Source organism: Undibacterium sp. GrIS 1.8 (genome assembly GCF_040544445.1).
Lineage (GTDB): Bacteria > Pseudomonadota > Gammaproteobacteria > Burkholderiales > Burkholderiaceae_D > Undibacterium.
On sequence record NZ_JBEONQ010000032.1, the window covers coordinates 25,793 to 43,964 of the forward strand.

The 18,172-nt window shown below is 47.6% G+C and carries 10 protein-coding genes; 4 read left to right on the forward strand and 6 right to left on the reverse strand.

The genetic code is table 11. The features are described from left to right. The first annotated feature begins 58 nt into the window (after positions 1-58). The 3 genes from AAKU64_RS15185 (at position 59) to AAKU64_RS15195 (ending at position 4,843) form a co-directional block, all read left to right on the forward strand. A complete protein-coding gene (locus AAKU64_RS15185; protein WP_323491730.1) occupies positions 59-520 on the forward strand; it encodes a thioredoxin family protein in 462 nt (153 codons plus the stop codon). A gap of 132 nt (positions 521-652) precedes the next feature. After that, positions 653-3,094, forward strand: a complete 2,442-nt coding sequence (locus AAKU64_RS15190) for a PAS domain-containing protein (RefSeq protein WP_354333779.1) — start codon at positions 653-655, stop codon at positions 3,092-3,094. A 156-nt stretch (positions 3,095-3,250) separates the two neighbouring features. Continuing rightward, entirely contained in the window at positions 3,251-4,843 is a 1,593-nt protein-coding gene (locus AAKU64_RS15195) for a GMC family oxidoreductase (RefSeq protein ID WP_354362368.1), read from the forward strand. 162 nt (positions 4,844-5,005) lie between these two features. Here AAKU64_RS15195 and AAKU64_RS15200 read toward each other — a convergent pair whose 3' ends face one another. From AAKU64_RS15200 to AAKU64_RS15210, 3 genes are all read right to left on the reverse strand, one after another. Continuing rightward, the gene (locus AAKU64_RS15200; RefSeq protein ID WP_354333777.1) at positions 5,006-7,405 is read right to left on the reverse strand and encodes a sensor domain-containing protein; all 2,400 of its coding nucleotides are present in this window, start codon (positions 7,403-7,405) and stop codon (positions 5,006-5,008) included. Positions 7,406-7,429: 24 nt separating this feature from the next. Then, positions 7,430-8,737 carry an HD-GYP domain-containing protein gene (locus AAKU64_RS15205; RefSeq protein ID WP_354362365.1) on the reverse strand — a complete coding sequence of 436 codons (1,308 nt, stop codon included), beginning with the start codon at positions 8,735-8,737 and terminating at the stop codon, positions 7,430-7,432. A 565-nt stretch (positions 8,738-9,302) separates the two neighbouring features. Then, the gene (locus AAKU64_RS15210; RefSeq protein ID WP_354362366.1) at positions 9,303-10,985 is read right to left on the reverse strand and encodes an acid phosphatase; all 1,683 of its coding nucleotides are present in this window, start codon (positions 10,983-10,985) and stop codon (positions 9,303-9,305) included. Between the two features lie 499 nt (positions 10,986-11,484). Between AAKU64_RS15210 and AAKU64_RS15215 the strand changes: the two genes are divergently transcribed. Then, positions 11,485-13,206, forward strand: a complete 1,722-nt coding sequence (locus tag AAKU64_RS15215) for a methyl-accepting chemotaxis protein (RefSeq protein ID WP_354333772.1) — start codon at positions 11,485-11,487, stop codon at positions 13,204-13,206. A gap of 87 nt (positions 13,207-13,293) precedes the next feature. On the opposite strand, the gene AAKU64_RS15220 is transcribed toward AAKU64_RS15215, so the two are convergent. The 3 genes from AAKU64_RS15220 to AAKU64_RS15230 form a co-directional block, all read right to left on the reverse strand. Further along, on the reverse strand, positions 13,294-15,708 hold the full coding sequence (locus tag AAKU64_RS15220) for an ATP-binding protein (RefSeq protein ID WP_354362367.1): 2,415 nt from the start codon (positions 15,706-15,708) through the stop codon (positions 13,294-13,296). 25 nt (positions 15,709-15,733) lie between these two features. Then, on the reverse strand, positions 15,734-16,744 hold the full coding sequence (locus tag AAKU64_RS15225; RefSeq protein WP_354333768.1) for a substrate-binding domain-containing protein: 1,011 nt from the start codon (positions 16,742-16,744) through the stop codon (positions 15,734-15,736). A 732-nt stretch (positions 16,745-17,476) separates the two neighbouring features. Then, the gene (locus AAKU64_RS15230; protein ID WP_354333766.1) at positions 17,477-17,953 is read right to left on the reverse strand and encodes an RICIN domain-containing protein; all 477 of its coding nucleotides are present in this window, start codon (positions 17,951-17,953) and stop codon (positions 17,477-17,479) included. Positions 17,954-18,172 lie beyond the last annotated feature (219 nt).

An 18,172-nucleotide genomic window follows, 5' to 3' on the forward strand; every position in this document is an offset into this window, starting at 1 on the left:
GCTGGTTTCGCTGATGTAGCTGACCTCGCTAATTTTGCAGTGTTATTTGAGGACTCTCATGAAAAAATTACTCGCATTTTGTTTTGGTCTCAGCCTGTCTTTTGCTACGCTTGGCGTCAGCGCTGCTGCCACTTATCAACCCTATGACGAAACCGCCGATGCGCAGGCCAACATTAACAAAGCTCTGGCAACAGCGCAGGCGACAAATAAAAAAGTGCTGGTGATTTTTGGCGCTAACTGGTGCAAAGATTGTTTAGAACTGGACAAATCGATCAAAGGTCAAAATGCCGCGCTGATCGCCAGTAAATTTGTATTGGTCAAAGTGGATGTAGGTCAGTTTGATAAAAATCTGGAGATCGCAAAACAGTACGAAAATCCGATCAAAAAAGGTATTCCTGCGGCAGTAGTTTTAAAGGCTGACAACAGCCTGGTGTATGCGAGCAAAGGCGGCGAATTGTCGAATGCGCGCAAGATGAGCGACCAAGGCATTTACGATTTTTTTAATCAGGTTTCAAACTAAATCGTATTTGAATTTGTCCGGCAGCTCAAAGACAAATACGTTTTATTGGCGCCTGAAATGACAGCTTAAATGACAGCTTAGTTGGCACCTTAAATGACTGACCGCATTACTTGATTCCTTACTCAACTCACTATGCCCAATCGTCTGGACCCGTTGTCAGAATCAAGCGAGGCCGCCGCCAACGCCACCAGCACATCGTTACAAACCGGTGTACTGGTGAGCGCGAGTTCATTGCGGACTTTGCTGGAGGCAGTGGGCGATAGTTTATGGGATTGGAATTTACTCACCAACGAGGCATTTTTTTCCCGTAGTTATAAACAGATTCTGGGTTATGCCGAACACGAGCTGGGTAATCACATCAATGAGTGGATAGACCGGCTGCATCCCGATGATGCGCAAGAAGCCATGCGTGCGACCAGGTTATATCTGGAGGGTGAAATTCCTCAATACGAACACGAGCATCGCCTGCGATGCCGTGATGGTAACTGGAAGTGGTTACGCTCTCGCGGTACGCTGGTAGAACGTACCATCGATGGCCAGCCGGCACGCATGATCGGTCTGGTCAGCGATATCACCGAGAATCACCGCCTGACTGATCAGCTCAAACAAAGCCATACCTTGTTATCTAACTTTTCGCGGCAGCTGCCTGGTATGTTCTATCAATATCAGCGCTTTCCAGATGGGCGTAGTTGTTATCCTTATGTCAGTGATGCAGTCACGGCTATTTATGGCGTAACTGCGGAACAAATTCGCTATGACGCAAGCATCGTAATTGCCAAAATACATCCCGATGATCTAATGAAAGTGCGAGAGGCTGGGCATATTTCTGCCACTATGCTCACCCCCTGGCATCAAGAATATCGTGTGGTTGGCGTGGTTGAAGAAGAGCGCTGGTACGTCGGCGACGCAACGCCAGAAAAATTAAGCGATGGCAGCATACTCTGGCATGGCTACCTCAATGACATTACCGAGCGCAAACAAGCAGAGCAGCGCGCGCAAAATGCCGAGCTACAAATACGCTTAATTCTGGAGGCGGCGAATCAGGGTTTGTACGATGTGAATGTGCAAACGGGAGAAACCAAATTCAGTATTGAGTACGCCAGGATGCTGGGCTATGAGCCGGAAGAATATGCAGAATTTCAGCAGCTCTGGGGCAACTTCGCTCAGGTCGGCGTACATCCTGAAGATATCTCACAACTCAAGCAAGCCTTGCGTAACCACTTACGCGCACCAGAGCAATTTGATGCGCAAGGTAAAAGTATTCCGCTCACGGATTACCATGCCGAATTCCGGCAAAGAACGAAGTCCGGTGAGTGGAAATGGATCATGTCACGCGGCCGGGTGGTGGAGCGCGATAAGCAGGGTCACGCGTTGCGCATGCAAGGCACGCATATTGATATCACCGAGCAAAAAGTCAGCGAAGAGACTTTGCGCATCAATCAAGAATTACTGCAAGCCAGTAAAGACCGCTACAAACTGCTGGCGCGTGAGTTAGATATTTTGATCAACAACGCCCCTGTTGGCATTATGTTCGTCAGCGACGGTGTGATCATCCTCGCTAATCAGGCGCTGGCAGAACTGTGTAATTTTCCAGATGCACAAGCGATGATCGGCGTTAAAACCAGCTTCTTATATTGCGGTGAAGAGGATTATCAAGCCTTTGGCCAACGCGTCATACCGCAGTTAATCGCGGACGAACGGGTAGAGCTGGAATGGACCGTAAAAAGAATTACCGGGGAAACGTTTTTGGCACGCATAGCAGGGCGCGCCCTACCGGCAGAAAATTATGTGCGCGGTGCTGTCTGGATGCTGGAAGACATCAGCGAACGGCATCGCATTAATAAACTGAAGTCGGAATTTATCTCTGTCGTCAGTCACGAGTTGCGTACACCGCTAACATCCATCCGCGGCTCCTTGGGTTTGCTGGATGCAGGTGTGGCTGGCGTCTTGCCAGCAAAAGCGGCGCAACTGATTAAAATCGCGCATAGCAATAGTTTTCGCCTGATTGGTCTAGTCAACGACATTCTGGATATGGACAAATTGGTGTCCGGTAAAATGCGTTTTAAAGAAGAACCTGTCGATTTGCTTGCGCTCATTAACAGCGCAATAGAAGCCAATGCGGCCTATGCCTTATCGCTTAAAGTCAGCCTGCAATTTAGTACCGCTGTCAGCAGCGCATGGATCTTGGCCGACCATGACCGCCTGATGCAAATTATGGCAAATCTGTTGTCCAATGCCGCCAAATTTTCTCCTGAAGGTGAGGCAGTGCAAATCCGTTTATTGCATCAATCGCTGTCAGACAGTAGCGGTAGCAGTTATAGCTACCGCATCGAAGTAAGCGATCATGGCCCCGGTATACCGAAGGCATTTCAAGCGCATTTGTTTGAACCGTTTACTCAGGCTGATGGTACCGATACGCGGCAACAAGGTGGTACTGGCTTGGGACTTCCCATCACCAAAACTTTAGTAGAAAAAATGCATGGGCGACTGGGATTTACGACTACCGAAGGCAAAGGGAGTAGCTTTTGGGTAGAATTTAAAGCAGTATCGGCGCCAGAGTCTGCCGCAATTTAAATCCAATTTCAGCTTCAATACAGTCGTAGTACAAAACCTCAAAAATATAAAGCAAAGTAATATTAAGCGACACCAAGCAACACCAAGCAACGCCAAGCAACACCAAGAAGTACAAAAATAAAAATCATCCAAAGGACGAGACAAATGACAGAAGCAATCAATGCAATTGCCGATTACATCGTGGTCGGCGGTGGTGCCGGTGGCTGCGCGGTAGCCGGACGATTAAGTGAAGACGGCAATATCAACGTCACCGTATTAGAGGCGGGTGGCAAAGGTGATAGCTGGGTTGTCAAAACACCGTTAGCGGTCGTTGCCATGTTGCCGACCAAACTCAATAACTGGGCATTTGAAACCGTGCCGCAACCCGGCCTGAATGGACGGCGCGGCTATCAGCCACGTGGTAAAACCTTGGGCGGCTCTTCTGCCATCAATGCCATGGTGTACATCCGTGGTCATCGCTGGGATTACGATCATTGGGCGTCCTTGGGCAACAAGGGCTGGTCATTTGATGAGGTGTTGCCATACTTTAAACGCTCAGAAAATAACGCTAGTCTGGGCGGCGATTTGCATGGTCAGGCCGGACCTTTACGGGTCAGTGATCTGCGCTCAGACAATCCTTTCCAGGCAATTTATTTAGATGCCGCCAGACAAGCGGGATTTAAAATTAATCGCGACTTTAACGGCGACGATCAGGAAGGCGTCGGGATTTACCAAGTCACCCAACATGAGGGCGAACGCTGGAGTGCCGCCCGCGGTTATCTGCATCCGCATATGGGCAAACGCCCGAACCTACGGGTAGAAACCGGCTGCCACGTGACCCGCATCATCTTTGAAGGCAAACGCGCTGTCGGCGTCGAGTTTATCCAGCATGGTCAAAAGCAGTCCTTGCGTGCCAAGCGCGAGATTTTGTTAGCGGCTGGCTCTTTGCAGACGCCGCAATTACTGATGTTATCCGGTATAGGCGACGGCAAAGCCTTGCAGGCAATGGGCATACCGGTGGTGCATGATATCCCGGGCGTGGGGCAGAATTTACAAGACCATCCCGATTTCGTTTTTAAATATCGTGCCAAGAGCCTGGACTTACTGGGGATTTCTCTGGGTGGCTCGGTACGCATCACGCGTGAGTATTTTCGCTACCAAAACCAGCGGCGCGGGACGTTTAGCTCCAACGGATCAGAGGGTGGAGGCTTTTTAAAAACTGATCCCAACTTGCCCGCACCCGACGTGCAACTCCATTTTGTATTGGCGATGATTGATGACCATGCCCGCAAACAGCATCTGGGTCACGGCTATTCTTGTCATGTCTGTTTACTGCGCCCAAAAAGTGTCGGCGAACTGACGTTAGCAAGCAAAGATCCGTTGGCTGCGCCCTTAATCAATCCGCGCTTTTTAGAACATCCTGATGATATGGATGTGATGGTCAAAGGCTATAAACTGACACGTAAATTGATGGATGCTCCAGCCTTAGCCAACGCGCGCACCAGCGACTACCAGACCGCGAATGTGCATACCGATGAAGAGATCAGACAAGTCATACGCCAATGCAGCGATACCGTATATCACCCCGTCGGCACTTGCAAAATGGGTGTGGATGCAATGGCAGTAGTCGATCCTGAATTACGGGTGTACGGCGTAACAGGTTTGCGTGTGGTTGACGCGTCCATCATGCCAACTCTGATCGGCGGCAACACCAATGCACCGACGATGATGATAGGTGAAAAGGCGGCGGATTTGTTACGGCAAGCTTAAGACTCTCCGTGATAGATTTATTTATACTCCCCATGTGTATTTTTAATTGTCCATAGGTTAATTGGACAATACGGCATATTTAATAAAAAATAGGGGGAGTATATTACTTTTGTGTGATTATACATCGTGCGTCTTGCCAATGCAGGGATTAAACTACCAGGCTCAATCCCGCAAATACTTGGCCTCAAAATCATGTGCTGACAGGGCGGGGGAATACAAATAACCTTGCAGCTCATCGCAGCTCAGGGTTTGCAAGAAATTGCGCTGCTCTTCGGTTTCTACCCCTTCCGCAATCACCCGCAATTTAAGCGCATGTGCCAGACTGATGATGGCAGTGACGATGGCGACATCGCTCTCGTCATCCGGCAGGTGCATCACAAAAGAGCGGTCGATTTTGAGTTTGTTGATCGGAAAACGTTTCAGATAACTCAGGCTGGAATAGCCGGTACCAAAATCATCAATCGCCATACTGACGCCAAGATTGGCGAGGCATTTGAGTTTGACCAAGGCTTCTTCCGCATCGCGGATTAAGATTGATTCGGTCAGTTCCAGCTCTATCCGGTCTGGCGGCAAACCGGCTTCGTCCAGGATGCGTGCGACGTTTTCTACAAAATCACTTTGCTGGAATTGCAGCGCCGAGACATTGACCGAAATCCGCATCTGCTGGTCGCCCAGATTCCATAAAGCAGCTTGTTTAACTGCGGTAGTCATTACCCAATTACCGATTGCAACGATCACGCCGGTTTCTTCTGCAATGGGAATAAATTGCACCGGACTGACCTCGCCCAGGTCTTTATCGTGCCAGCGGATTAGCGCCTCTGCGCCAAAGATTTTGCCGCTGTCCAGATTCACCAGGGGTTGATAATACAGACGGAAAGTTTGATGCTCCAGTGCCTGGCGCATCGCATGATCGATCTTCATGCGGGACAGCAAACCGATATTCATTTGCCGCTGATAGAAACGAAAATCCGAGCGCCCTCTTTCCTTCACATGGTACATAGCGCTGTCAGCGTTTTTGATCAGATCATCCATGTTAGTGCCGTCATCGGGATACAGCGCAATGCCGATGCTGCAAGTAACCGAGAAGTGCATGCCATCTAAAGTAAACGGCGCGCTTAATTCTTCCAGCACTCGTCTGGCACAAATTTCTGCGCCACTGGCGTCTGCCTGATGTAGCAATAGTACAAACTCATCTCCACCGAGCCGCGATGCCGTATCTACCTGGCGTATACATTTTTTTAGTCGTTCGGTCACGTCAATCAAGACCCGATCTCCGAACTGATGTCCGAGTGAATCATTGATTTGTTTGAAATGATCCAGGTCTAAAAATAGTAGCGCAAATGTGCCGTTATTACGGCTGGCGAGAGTGATCGATTGTTTAATCCGCTCTGCCAGTAATAAGCGGTTGGGCAAACCTGTCAGCACATCTGAAAAGGCTAATTCTTCTATGCGCTGTTTGGCGGTATGGGTCTCGGTTCTGTCTTTGAAGAAGCCGATATAGTGCATAGTCGCACCGCTCTCGTCTTGTACTCTGACCAACGAGATCATGCATAAATAGGCATGACCATTTTTACGCCGGTTCCATAATTCGCCATCCCAAAAACCCTTGGTTTCTAAGCTTTCTAATAGCTGTTCGACGAGCGCACTATTGGTTTCTTCAGAAAAAAAATCGCTGGGGGTTTTGCCCATCATTTCTTGTTCTGAATAGCTGGTGAGCTGCTCAAAACTGGGATTGGTGGTGATAATTTTTTGGTCGCTATCGGTAATAAAGATAGCATCGGTGCTGGATTCAAATACTTTGGCGGCGAGTTGCAAGCGAGCCTCATCTGCCAGTCGTTGGGTGATGTCCCGATAAGAATAAACCCGGCCTATCGCACGACCGCGTGCGTATTGCGGCAGCGTGACGCGCTCTAATATTTTGCCGGACCGCAGCACCAGCACATCCGTCGCCTCCATCAACGGCGAGCGGTTGATAGCACCTAGCCGCTCGCCATAATGACTGGCATCGACCATGCATTTATCCATCCAGGCGTAGATCGCATTGTCATCGCGCTGGGTGAGCAATTCTTCCGGCAGACTCCAGAGTTTAGCGAACAGATGGTTATAGCTGCGGATGCCGCTGTCCAGATCTGTTACCAGAATTCCATCGGCGGTAGATTCTAATGTGGCACGTAGTTCAGCGATGAGTTTTTCTAACTCGTTTTCTACATGACGTTGATTGGTATGGTCGCGGATTGCCACGACATAAATAGTCGTATCCAGGCCGATGTGGACTAAGCTGACCCGGCGTTCAACTTGTACCGTGCTCTTGTCTGGTCGTTGCAGCAAGGTCTCGGAAAAAATATTGTCCGACAAGCCGGCCGCGGCGTCTTCCCAAAAGAATAGATCCTCTGGCGATGCAGCCAGATCGACTACCGGTTTGCCGATCAGACTACCGGCATCTAAATGGAGCAAAGCATGGGCAGAGCGGTTGGCCGCTAATATGCGCAATTGAATGGGGTCAACTAGTAACACCGCTTCTAACATGCCCTCAATCAGGGCTTGCCATTGATGCGTCTTCATGATGTCGCTCTCATGATGTTGTTGTCATGATTCTGCACCGACTTCTTCTAGCTCCCGCCCACGCTCAAAAAAGTAGCATAGACGTTTGCGCGGGGATAAATAATCGTACGCGGCTTTAGGTAGTTGTAAGGGTTTTAAGCTGCGATGTATACCGAGCTTTTTCTCTTTATCCAAATTAATGACGAGGGCATCATCACGCGGAATCTCGGGATTATGGATCACTACCCGAGGCTTGATCGGACGTGCTGAATTGACCGATACCACCAGCGCAAAACGATCATCTGTCAGTTGTACCACTGAGCCGGGCGGGTAGATGCCCATCATGCGAATAAACGCAGTCAAGGTCGGCGCGTGAAATTGGGATTTGCTTTGCGTAAAAATATGCGAGAGCGCTTCGTGCGGTGTAATCGCCAGCGCCGGATTGCCGGGATTGCATAAGTTATCGTAACGGTTGACCAGTGCGGCAATACGCGCCAGCGGCGATATTTTTTCAGCCAAAATACGACTTGGGTAGCCGCTGCCATCGACGCATTCATGATGCTGCGCGATCAGCAGCATGGCGTTGGCAGATAGCGCGAGTTTGCGCCCTATGGTGACCCCATGCAGCACATGGTCCTGGTACAACTGCCGCTCGGCGTGGGTGAAATGATCTTCCGGCCAGCGCAGGCGATCTGGCAATTCCATCTTGCCGATGTCATGCAGCAGCGCTCCGATGCCCAGTTCCAGCATGTCGGCTTTGTCGAGGTGCAAAGCCTTACCCAGCAAGAGCGAGATGATGGTGACGTTGATGGAATGCAGCGAGGTTCTTTCACCCGCTTTTTCTGACAATAAACGGATTGCTGCTTCACCTTCGCCCAGTACTTCGCCCAGAAAACTATGTACCAAATCCTCAGCATGTTTTCGTGCAAGAAGCGGCTGCGCGTGGACGGTCTCCGTCACCTGCTTAAACGTTTGCGATGCCAGCATAAATTGCCGTTCGCAGACTAATAGACTGGCTTGTTGGTTGGCGAGCAGATCGCGCCTTTTGCGACCTTCCGCCAGTTTGTTTGAGTGGGCCAGTTCGCTGGCGCTAGGTTCTGGCTGCGCAGGGCTGATCACCGCTAGCGATGGCGTTGATTCTGTATGGCGTTGACTAAATTCGGAACTACTTTTGGCGGGTGCATAGCGGATGCGTTCCAGACCCAGGGACTGCAGTGTGGTGATTTGTTCCTGACTCCGGACCTCAAAACTGCTTACCGGAAAAGGATGATCCATCCAGCCCATATCGAGATAAACAAACATCCCGACTTTCAGTTCTGAAAGGTCAATAAATTGTGTATGAATGTCAGTCATAAAGCGCCTTGCTCAATATCCTGATTCATCTGCCAGTTGGAGTAACTTGTATTATTAACACGGCATTTCTGAAAAATCCATCTTTTTCAACATTTGTGTCAGGGAAACACATAAAACAAAAATGCTTGTCGTTTTAGTAGCAGATTTATATGTGTGATTTAGCACAAATGACTTTTATCGGTGACGCCGCTTTTGCGGAATCGGGACTTAGTTTGTATGTGACTCTGCATGTGGGTTTGCGTAGGAATTTGTGTATGAGTTTGCTTATGAGTTTGTTTGTTACCTGCTTGGTCAGCTTAGTCATCAGTGTAGTACTAAGTTGAGTGATTAGTTTATTGATATTAGACATGTCTGGCTAGAGCGCGGGAAGGTTCTCATCCATCAAAGTGCTCAACACGCGGTTTAACGTGAATGGACAAAAACACATAGTTTTATAAATACTCGGATAGAGTATATTTTAATCGTCCAGATAATACCTAAACAATCCGGCACTTTCTATAAAAATAATGAGGAGTATATAGAAGTGGTACTCTATTTAATTCCAACCAAAAATCCCCGAGCACGCTTAGACAAAGCTGAGTGCGCCGGTCAAATCACCCGGTGGCAACGCGCCTCGTTCTGCAAACGCGTTGTTACGTAGCTTTAGCCCTTCTAGCAAAGGCAAGTCATGTAAACGCGTGATAAACCGCAGGATGGATGTAGTGTCATAAAAGCTGTGATCAACATTCGACTTCTTCACATAAGGTGAAACCAAGATGGCCGGAATGCGGGAGCCTGGGCCCCAGCGATCACCTTTGGGTGGCGCGACGTGATCCCACCATCCACCGTTTTCATCAAAAGTAATGACTACCAGCATGTCTTTCCATTGCGGGCTTTTTTTCAGATGCTCGATGACATTGGCAACATGCTGATCACCGGATTCAATATCCGAGTAACCCGCATGCATATTGAGATTACCTTGCGGTTTATAGAAAGTGACAGCAGGCAGTTTTCCGGCAATTACGTCGGCTAAAAATTTATTAGAAATGGGACTATCGCCCAAGCCACCGTCGCGCAAATGGTTTGCCCGTGCAGCGGTTCCCGGTGCGAATTGTTTAAAGTAATTGAATGGCTGATGGTGGTATTGGAAATTAGGTTTTTCTCCACCGCCTTTATACTCCAGCGCAACTTGCCATGCGCCACCGTACCAGGCCCAGCTAATGCCTTTTTGTGACAGCAAATCACCAATGGTATTGTAGGTTTGTGGCGGCAACGTACTTGGGTCTTGCGGATCAGCCACCGACGTGTCACCGCCTGGCGCGGGTTTGATATAGCTAGGCTGGTATGGCGGCGCCATGGTGTTCACCGCGTAGCCGTCTGGCGTAATCGCTCCGTCGTTGACAAATTTGGGCCTGCCGTTTAAGGCGGACGCGGGACTGTCTTTGTCCACTGCCAATCTGCTGCCGGTAATGCCATCTTCGGTGACGGCAATCTTCTTTTTGGCAGGCGTGTTGGGCGCATCAAAATATTCTGGGGTGCGACCAGAGATTAAGAATTGGTGGTTTAAATAAGAGCCACCAAATGCCGCCATAAAGAAGTTGTCGCACAAGGTATATTGCTGGGCGATTTTCCAGAGATCGAGATTTTTATGGGTCTCGCCATAATGTCCCATCGTCAAGCCGCCAGAATCTGCCCAAGCAACAAACTGGTCGTTTTTACCGCCATTGATTTGCATCTGATTTTGATAAAACAGATGCCACAGGTCGCGGGTGATCACTGACTCTGGCAGAGGTAAACCCTCCGCATCTTTTAAGGCGAATGGCGCGTTCGGTAGGCCGCTGATTTTGTCTTCTGCGATCAGATATTGCTTGCCGCCTAGATTTTGCCCCCGCTGCACCATGCCACCCCAGACCTTGGGCAAACTTGGTAAAACCGAGCCGTCTCTGTCCTTTTGCGTAAAAGTCGCAGCAGGGACATCGGACAATGCCTGGCGTACGCCAGGGAAATTACCAAACAAATTATTAAAGCTGCGATTCTCCAGATAAATCACCACGACATTTTTGATATGCGCCTTGAGTTTGGTATCCAGGGAACCTGCCACGATCCTGGTCGTTTTACTAGTCACTGCATCGGCCATCATCGGAAGGCTGCCAACGACACCAGCCGCGGCCGCACCTTGCAATAAGCGCCGACGAGAAGGATCGGCGGGAAGATCGGCATGATCGGCATGATCAGTCTTGGTTGCGATTGCAGCAGGTTTGTCTGACATGTCTGTTCCTGAAAATGATGGGCTAAAGTTGATGCAAAGATGCGTTATCAACGGCGTGATTGTCGGAGGTAAAACAACAGCGCAAGGAAAATTCTACGCAGCAATATAGCATTTTAGAATGATCAATGCAGCGATGTAAGCTGGCGAAATAAGTGATATCGGCTTATAAAAATTGGTAGTGTTAGCAGGTTTTTTGTTTATCTAAACGCTGCGATTATATGAATTTCAACTATGCGATGACTGCGAGTAATTCACACACGATGGCTCACCAGATAATCGTTACCATTTGTTACATAATAAGCGTTAAATATTGCTGCTTACACCTAGGTTGCATTTTGGTATTAAGGCACACTGATTTGTAAGCGCCAGCTTGTTTTTACTTGCCTGGCGGTCATAATCGTTTATATGATTGGACTCACGGGACTCTGCTATACCTAGATAAATCACAACCATAATCACCACCACCGCACTCAGATTTTTTATAGACATGGAGAAGAGCATGACGTTTTCAAATTTAAAAGTAGGTGCCCGGTTGGGACTAGGTTTTGGTTTGGTACTGTTGTTGCTCGCCATACTCACGATGGTAGGTTTGTCGCGTTTGTCCAGCTTGAATGACGATATCAACGCCACCAACGAGGAGCGTTTGCCGAAGTTAATGACGGCGAATAATTGGATTTTCCGTTTGATGGAAACCGCGCGTCATACCCGCAATATGCTGATCCTTGAGGGACAAGACAAAATTAAGGTAGAAGTCGATGCCGTCATGGATGACAAGCGGGCGCGTAAAGAATATCTGGATCAATTGCAAAAAACTGTCACCGCCACGGATGAGAAGGCAATGCTGCAAGCTGTGATCGAGACCCGTTTAGCTTATGTCCCGTCCGAGGATGACTTCTTAAAGCTAGTCAGCGCGGGCGATACCGCAGGAGCCAAAGAACTACTGTTAAAAAGCATGCGACCGGCGCAGGTAGCATATGTCGTCGCGCTACAAAAATTTGTTGAATTTGAAAATAACAGCGTCATCAAAGCAGGCAAACAATCTATTGAGGATTATAAAAGTGGTCGCACGCTGATTATTAGTCTAGGCATACTCGCCTTGCTGTTAGGCGTTGCAGGCGCTTGGTTTATTACCGTCAGTATTACCCGTCCGTTGGCGGAAGCGGTGGGCATTGCCAAGTTGATTTCATCGAATGATCTGACGGGTCGTATTGATGTTGTTACGAAAGACGAAACAGGCCAATTGCTGCAAGCCTTAAAAGAAATGAATGCCAGCTTACAAAATATCGTCGGTCAGGTGCGGGCAGGTACAGAGTCGATTGCGACTGGCTCCAGCCAAATCGCATCGGGCAATCTGGATTTGTCTTCGCGCACAGAGCAGCAAGCCAGTTCGCTGGAAGAAACCGCATCTTCGATGGAAGAACTGACCTCGACCGTTAAACAAAATAGTGACAACGCAAGGCAAGCCAATGTGCTGGCAGTATCTGCTTCTGACGTGGCGGTAAAAGGCGGCGAGGTTGTGGCGAAAGTCGTTTCAACGATGGGGTCTATCAATGACTCCGCCAAGAAAATTGTCGACATCATCGGCGTGATTGACAGTATCGCTTTCCAGACGAATATTCTGGCCTTAAATGCCGCAGTGGAAGCCGCCAGAGCCGGCGAACAAGGGCGTGGCTTTGCGGTCGTCGCCAGCGAGGTGCGCAACCTGGCGCAACGCTCTGCTGGCGCGGCTAAAGAGATTAAAACCTTGATCGGTGATTCAGTCGAGAAGATAGAAACCGGTAGCGCCTTGGTGAATCAAGCGGGAACCACCATGGATGAGATCGTCGCCAGCGTTAAGCGCGTCACCGACATCATGGGCGAAATCACTTCCGCTGGCCAAGAGCAAGAAAGTGGCATACAACAGATCAATCAGGCCATCACTGAGATGGATACCGTTACTCAACAAAATGCCTCCTTGGTAGAAGAAGCGGCCGCCGCCGAAGCACTGCAAGATCAGGCCAGCAGTCTGGCGCAACTGGTGAGTGTGTTTAAACTAGACGGGGCGCAAGTGCAAAATATCAAACCAACACGGACGAGCGCTCCAGTAGCCAAGGCAGTGCCGAAAGCGCCGGTTAAGCTTGCAACTAAAGCATCCAGCGTGAGCAGAATCAGTGATGCAGCAAAAACCAGAAAAGCCACGCAAGAGCCAGCGGGTATGACGGATGACTGGGAGCAATTTTAGCCTTACTGCTGTCCGAATTAGATTAGACCGCAATGACTCATTGACTTAATGACCCGCCGACTCAGCGCAGGTCTGATCTTGTAGTCTCTAAAGATTTTTTTCTACAACCTCAGGCGCTTGTAGTGGTAGCGTGATGATCAGGCTGGTACCGACGCCTGCATAGGATTGGAGTTCTATTTTTCCACCGAGCAGGTTAGTAACGATATTGAACACAATGTTTAAGCCAAGACCAGAACCGCCTTGCCCCAGTTTGGTGGTAAAAAAAGGATCGAACACCCGCGCCTGGTGTTCTACAGGGATGCCAACCCCATTGTCAGAGAAAATAATCTCTACTAGACCTTCCTGTTTTAGTCGCGTGGTTAAGCGCATGGTGCCATGGTTTCTGCCGTCAAACGCATGGGCGAGTGCATTGGTGACAAAGTTAGTGATCAATTGCCCTAGCGGTCCAGGATAGCTATCCATTTGTATCTCGTCCTGCAACGCCACTTCCAAAATAAATGGCGTATTTTTATACATGGGATCTAGCATTACGACTACATCGGCTAAAGTATGTTTAAGATCAAAGCGACGGCGCTGATTGCTAGCTTGATCTACTGCAACCTGTTTAAAACTGATCACCAGATCACGCGCCGAGGCGAGGTTGCGCATTAATAATTCTGTACCCATGGCCGAGCTATCCAAATAAGCATCCAGCGTGCTGCGACGTATATTGCCGCTATTGATTTCCCGTGCTAACTCCTGGGTTTTGTGCTGCAAGGTACTGGCGACGGTTACGCTGTTACCGATCGGCGTATTTAACTCATGTGCTACGCCTGCAACCAGAGAACCGAGTGCCGCCATTTTTTCTGAACGGACTAACTCATCTTTGGTGAGTTTGAGGGTTTCCATCGCATTTGCCAGTTCCGTATTGGCTTGCTCCAGATTGAGTGTGCGGCGCTGGACGCGGGATTCCAACTCTTGATTAATCTGTTGGATTTCGTTTTCTATTTCACGCTGTCGAGTGATGTCAGTGGGCGAGAAAATATAAAATTCTTCGCCTCGCAGCTCTACTACGCGACCCGATAACAGGCAAGTAATATTGCGCCCGTCTTTGCAGCGGTAATGCACCTCAAACTGGTTGATCGTTGTTTTCTGATTTAAATGTTCCAGCAATTGTGACTTCTCTGCGTCATCTAGCCATAAACCCAAACCTATGGCTGAGCGTCCTATTACCTCTTCACGTGTAAAGCCAAATTGATTTAACCAGGCATCATTCACATCGATAAACCGGCCATTACTAACACGTGCCAAACTTAAAGGCAGCGGAGATTTTTGAAAAATACTGGCAAACTTTTCCTGATTCTCTCGTAGCTCTTCGTCTGCATGTTTGCGTGCCTCCAGTGACTCCAGAAATGCATTGTACCAATCGACCAATTCGCTAATTTCATCTTCGCTTTTGGGTATGCTTAATGGTTGTAATTGTATGGAAGGTTGTTCTTCAATTTTTCTAAATCCATCTGAGATATTTTTAATCGGTAATAGCATCGTACGATTAAAGTGGCGAGCACCAAAGGCGATGAGTGCCAGACAAAGTAAGATTAAAAACGCTGCTGTTTGTGATTGCCGCTCCATCGGCAGCATAAAAGTTTTTTCCGGGATCACCGCAACGATGCACCAATCTAATTTCGCCAGGCAAGTAGAATTGAGCATCAGCTCCTGATCATTTAATCGCAGATTATGAATACCTGATTTATGTATCGCGGCAGTGTTGAACTCTGAGGGGATGGGCTTGCCAATTTTTTCTTTATCCGGGTGATAGATAAGGCGATCATAGCTATCGACCACCATCAAATACGAACCGACGCCCATATCAATGCGACTAAAATGTTGGTACAAATAATCGGTAGAATAATTAATTAAAATCATGCCTACCGGCGTTGACGTCATACTCTCGGAAGAAAAATGCCGGATAATTTTGAGTGCTGTCAGCACCTTGCGGTTGGGTGATGCAGGATTTAAATTATTTTCTACTCCAAGCCATAGAATCGACTTATCTGAAGCGATACCCGTGTCAAAAATAGTTTGTCTGATCATGTCGTTGACCGGAGCCACGCTTAACGTGTCACCCACATAAAACCGATGGCCTTTGGCCGTGAACAGGTCTATTGACACCACACCTTTGAGGCTACTATTGGAATTGAGTCGTTGCCGGATTTCTGACTGAGTAAATAATTCGTCATAAGAATTATGGCTTAAAGTAATAGCCTGGTCAGCTTTTATGATGATATTGCTGATCTCTTCGACCCCGGCAACATTGAAAGCAAAACTCTCTACTTGTTCGGCTTCCAGCTCCAGATAATCACGTTGATTTAAGAGCAACTGTGTACTGTAGCTTCTGGCTAAATCAAAAATCGTCTTCTGTGTCGTACTATAAGAAATGAGAGCAAATAACAGTAACGGCAATACACTGACAAAGACCAGGTAACCAATTAGTTTGACCGAGATATTGTGTTTGACGGACAAGATACACTAACCTCATTTACTCAGTTTAATTACTAGCAGATCTTAGAGTCTGTGCTGTCACCAGAGAGGTATCTACCAACATGACAGCGGGTAATTTTTCTCCCTTAAGTCCACGTGTGGCCGTTACGATACCTTCATAGCCCTGCTTCTTTGCTTTCTGGTCTACGGTCACTGCCAGCGTTCCAGCTTTTACTGCTAGTTTTGCTTCGGCTAATGCATCGTAGGAGGCAACCAATACTTTTTTATTGGTTTCGCCTAAATACTTAATTGCGCCCAAAGCCATCATATCGTTGGCACAAAATAAAATTTGAATGTCAGGATGTTGGGTAAATATTTTTTTAGTCACTTGATAAGCTTCGTCAATTTTCCAATTGGCGGTTTCTTTCACTATCAATTTAATATTTCGATTTTCCGCAAAAGCACGTTCGGCTCCCGTGGTTCTCATCCGGGCATTTTCTGAGGTGCGCATTCCTTCGATAATAGCTGCTTTGCCAGGCGTTTTTATTTGATCTGAAATGAATTTTGCGGATTCATAGCTTGAGCTTAGATTGTCCACACTGATAAATGGTATCGGACTCATTTGATGGCTCGCCACGGTTGCTGCATCAAGTTGGTTATCAATGTTAATGATGAGAATACCGGCGAGCTGAGCTTTTTTTAGAATTGGCACCAGGCGTTGCGAATCACTAGGCGCAATCACCAGTGCATCGACTTTGGTCTGAATTAATTCCTCTACCAACTGGATTTGCTGCTCTACTGCAGTCTCTTGCGATGCCATCTTGACCACCAGATCCACACCCAAATCTTTGGCCGCATCACGCGCACCGGCTTCCATTTCAATAAAATAAGGGTTGGTCAGAGTTTTTAATACTAGTGCAATTCGTTTTGGTTTGTTGTCTGCCAGATTTTTTATCGCACCAGAAGATTGACTTGCGGCAGGTAGCGACGGAGATTGTTGATTGGAGTCACTGCATCCGCTGGTGGCGATCGCAAACAGGCTGGTGATCAAGACTAAAAAAAACCGCTGGATGGCCATGTTATCTCTTTCAACCAAGGGATAAGTCTTAGGGGGCAATGGATGACATTAGATGACTATATTGCGCTCTTCGCTAAATCATTATTTTTGCGACAACAAGAGTTTCGTCGCAATTTTTGATCAATCTACAGACGGGGCGATTCGCTTTGTCGCTAGTCTTTTATGCTGCCAAAACAAGCATAGGCATTAAGTTAATTTGACGCAATCTATGTTGATACTATTTTAGGCATTGTTGTGGATTAGCGCTCTAGCTAACCTGCTTTTGTCTCTTTCAGGTGTGATGACTATATTTATCATTCGATTTGATGCTGTCAATTCATTATCAATTACCAGCCAATAGCGGTTGCCCACAAATTTGTGTGGATGCGTTTGTGTTACGCCAGTCGCATATGGGTTAAACCGGTTGTTTGAATGAATAAGCCAAAAATCAGATAACTAAATTTATACTCCAGATAAGTATATTTTAGTTGTCCATATGTTATGTTGTGAGTGGCGGTATTTTGGAGAGGTATTGGGGGAGTATATTGTGTTCGGGCTTTTTTAACACTGACTTCACCTTGTAAAAACACAGTATGATTTGGTGTACAGCGTAAGATTTGGATTGGGTAAATAATCCGAATTTCTTCGGATTATTTTTCAGAATATATCTGTCACTTTAGTAAAATCAGACGTACCGAAGTGAGCAAGGCGAGTCGATAAAGTGACAGGTAGCAGACAAAAACTTATTGCAAATTATCTCTCCAGCAACCAGATTTGGTTAGGTGAGTTTTGGCAGAAATCCAACACGATAGGCGAGCGGTCTCGGGTGCCTAAAGATGCCAGACATTTACCACTCTCTACTTCTTTAATATGGCCTTCTTGTTGCACTACAAATTTTTGGTTACTACCGAAATGGCATTGATACAGTTCTACCGGTGTACCAGGTTGACGTGACGCACCGCGTACGTCCAGGCAAAAGCCATCAACGCCAACAATAGCGCTCTGACCGTGCACACTTTGGGTCACTGTCCAGCGTTGATTTTCATGGCCATGACAGCGATATACATAGACTGGTGCACCATCGCCAATGCCATGGTCCAGACTCGCATCCATACACAAACGGTCACCACCAAGTTCATTACGGATGGTCAAATGTGTACCACCTTGAGCATTGGCGTTGCCAACCAGCCCAAGTATGGCGATCAACAAAAAAGCGATTATTTTCTTCATTTTTTTACCTTTATAAATGTGGATGTGAAAGTAGCAGTCGGCGCCCGATAAGAACGTTAAAACTGAAAAATGCATAACATTAGTATCGCTTAACATGCCTAGATTAACTGGCGTTTATGTTACATTTCCAAAACACATTTGCCCTTAAAAAGAACTTAACAAGCGTGTATATGATGTAACAAAATGTGTTTTTAACAGACTTAAATGGCCGCAATCTCG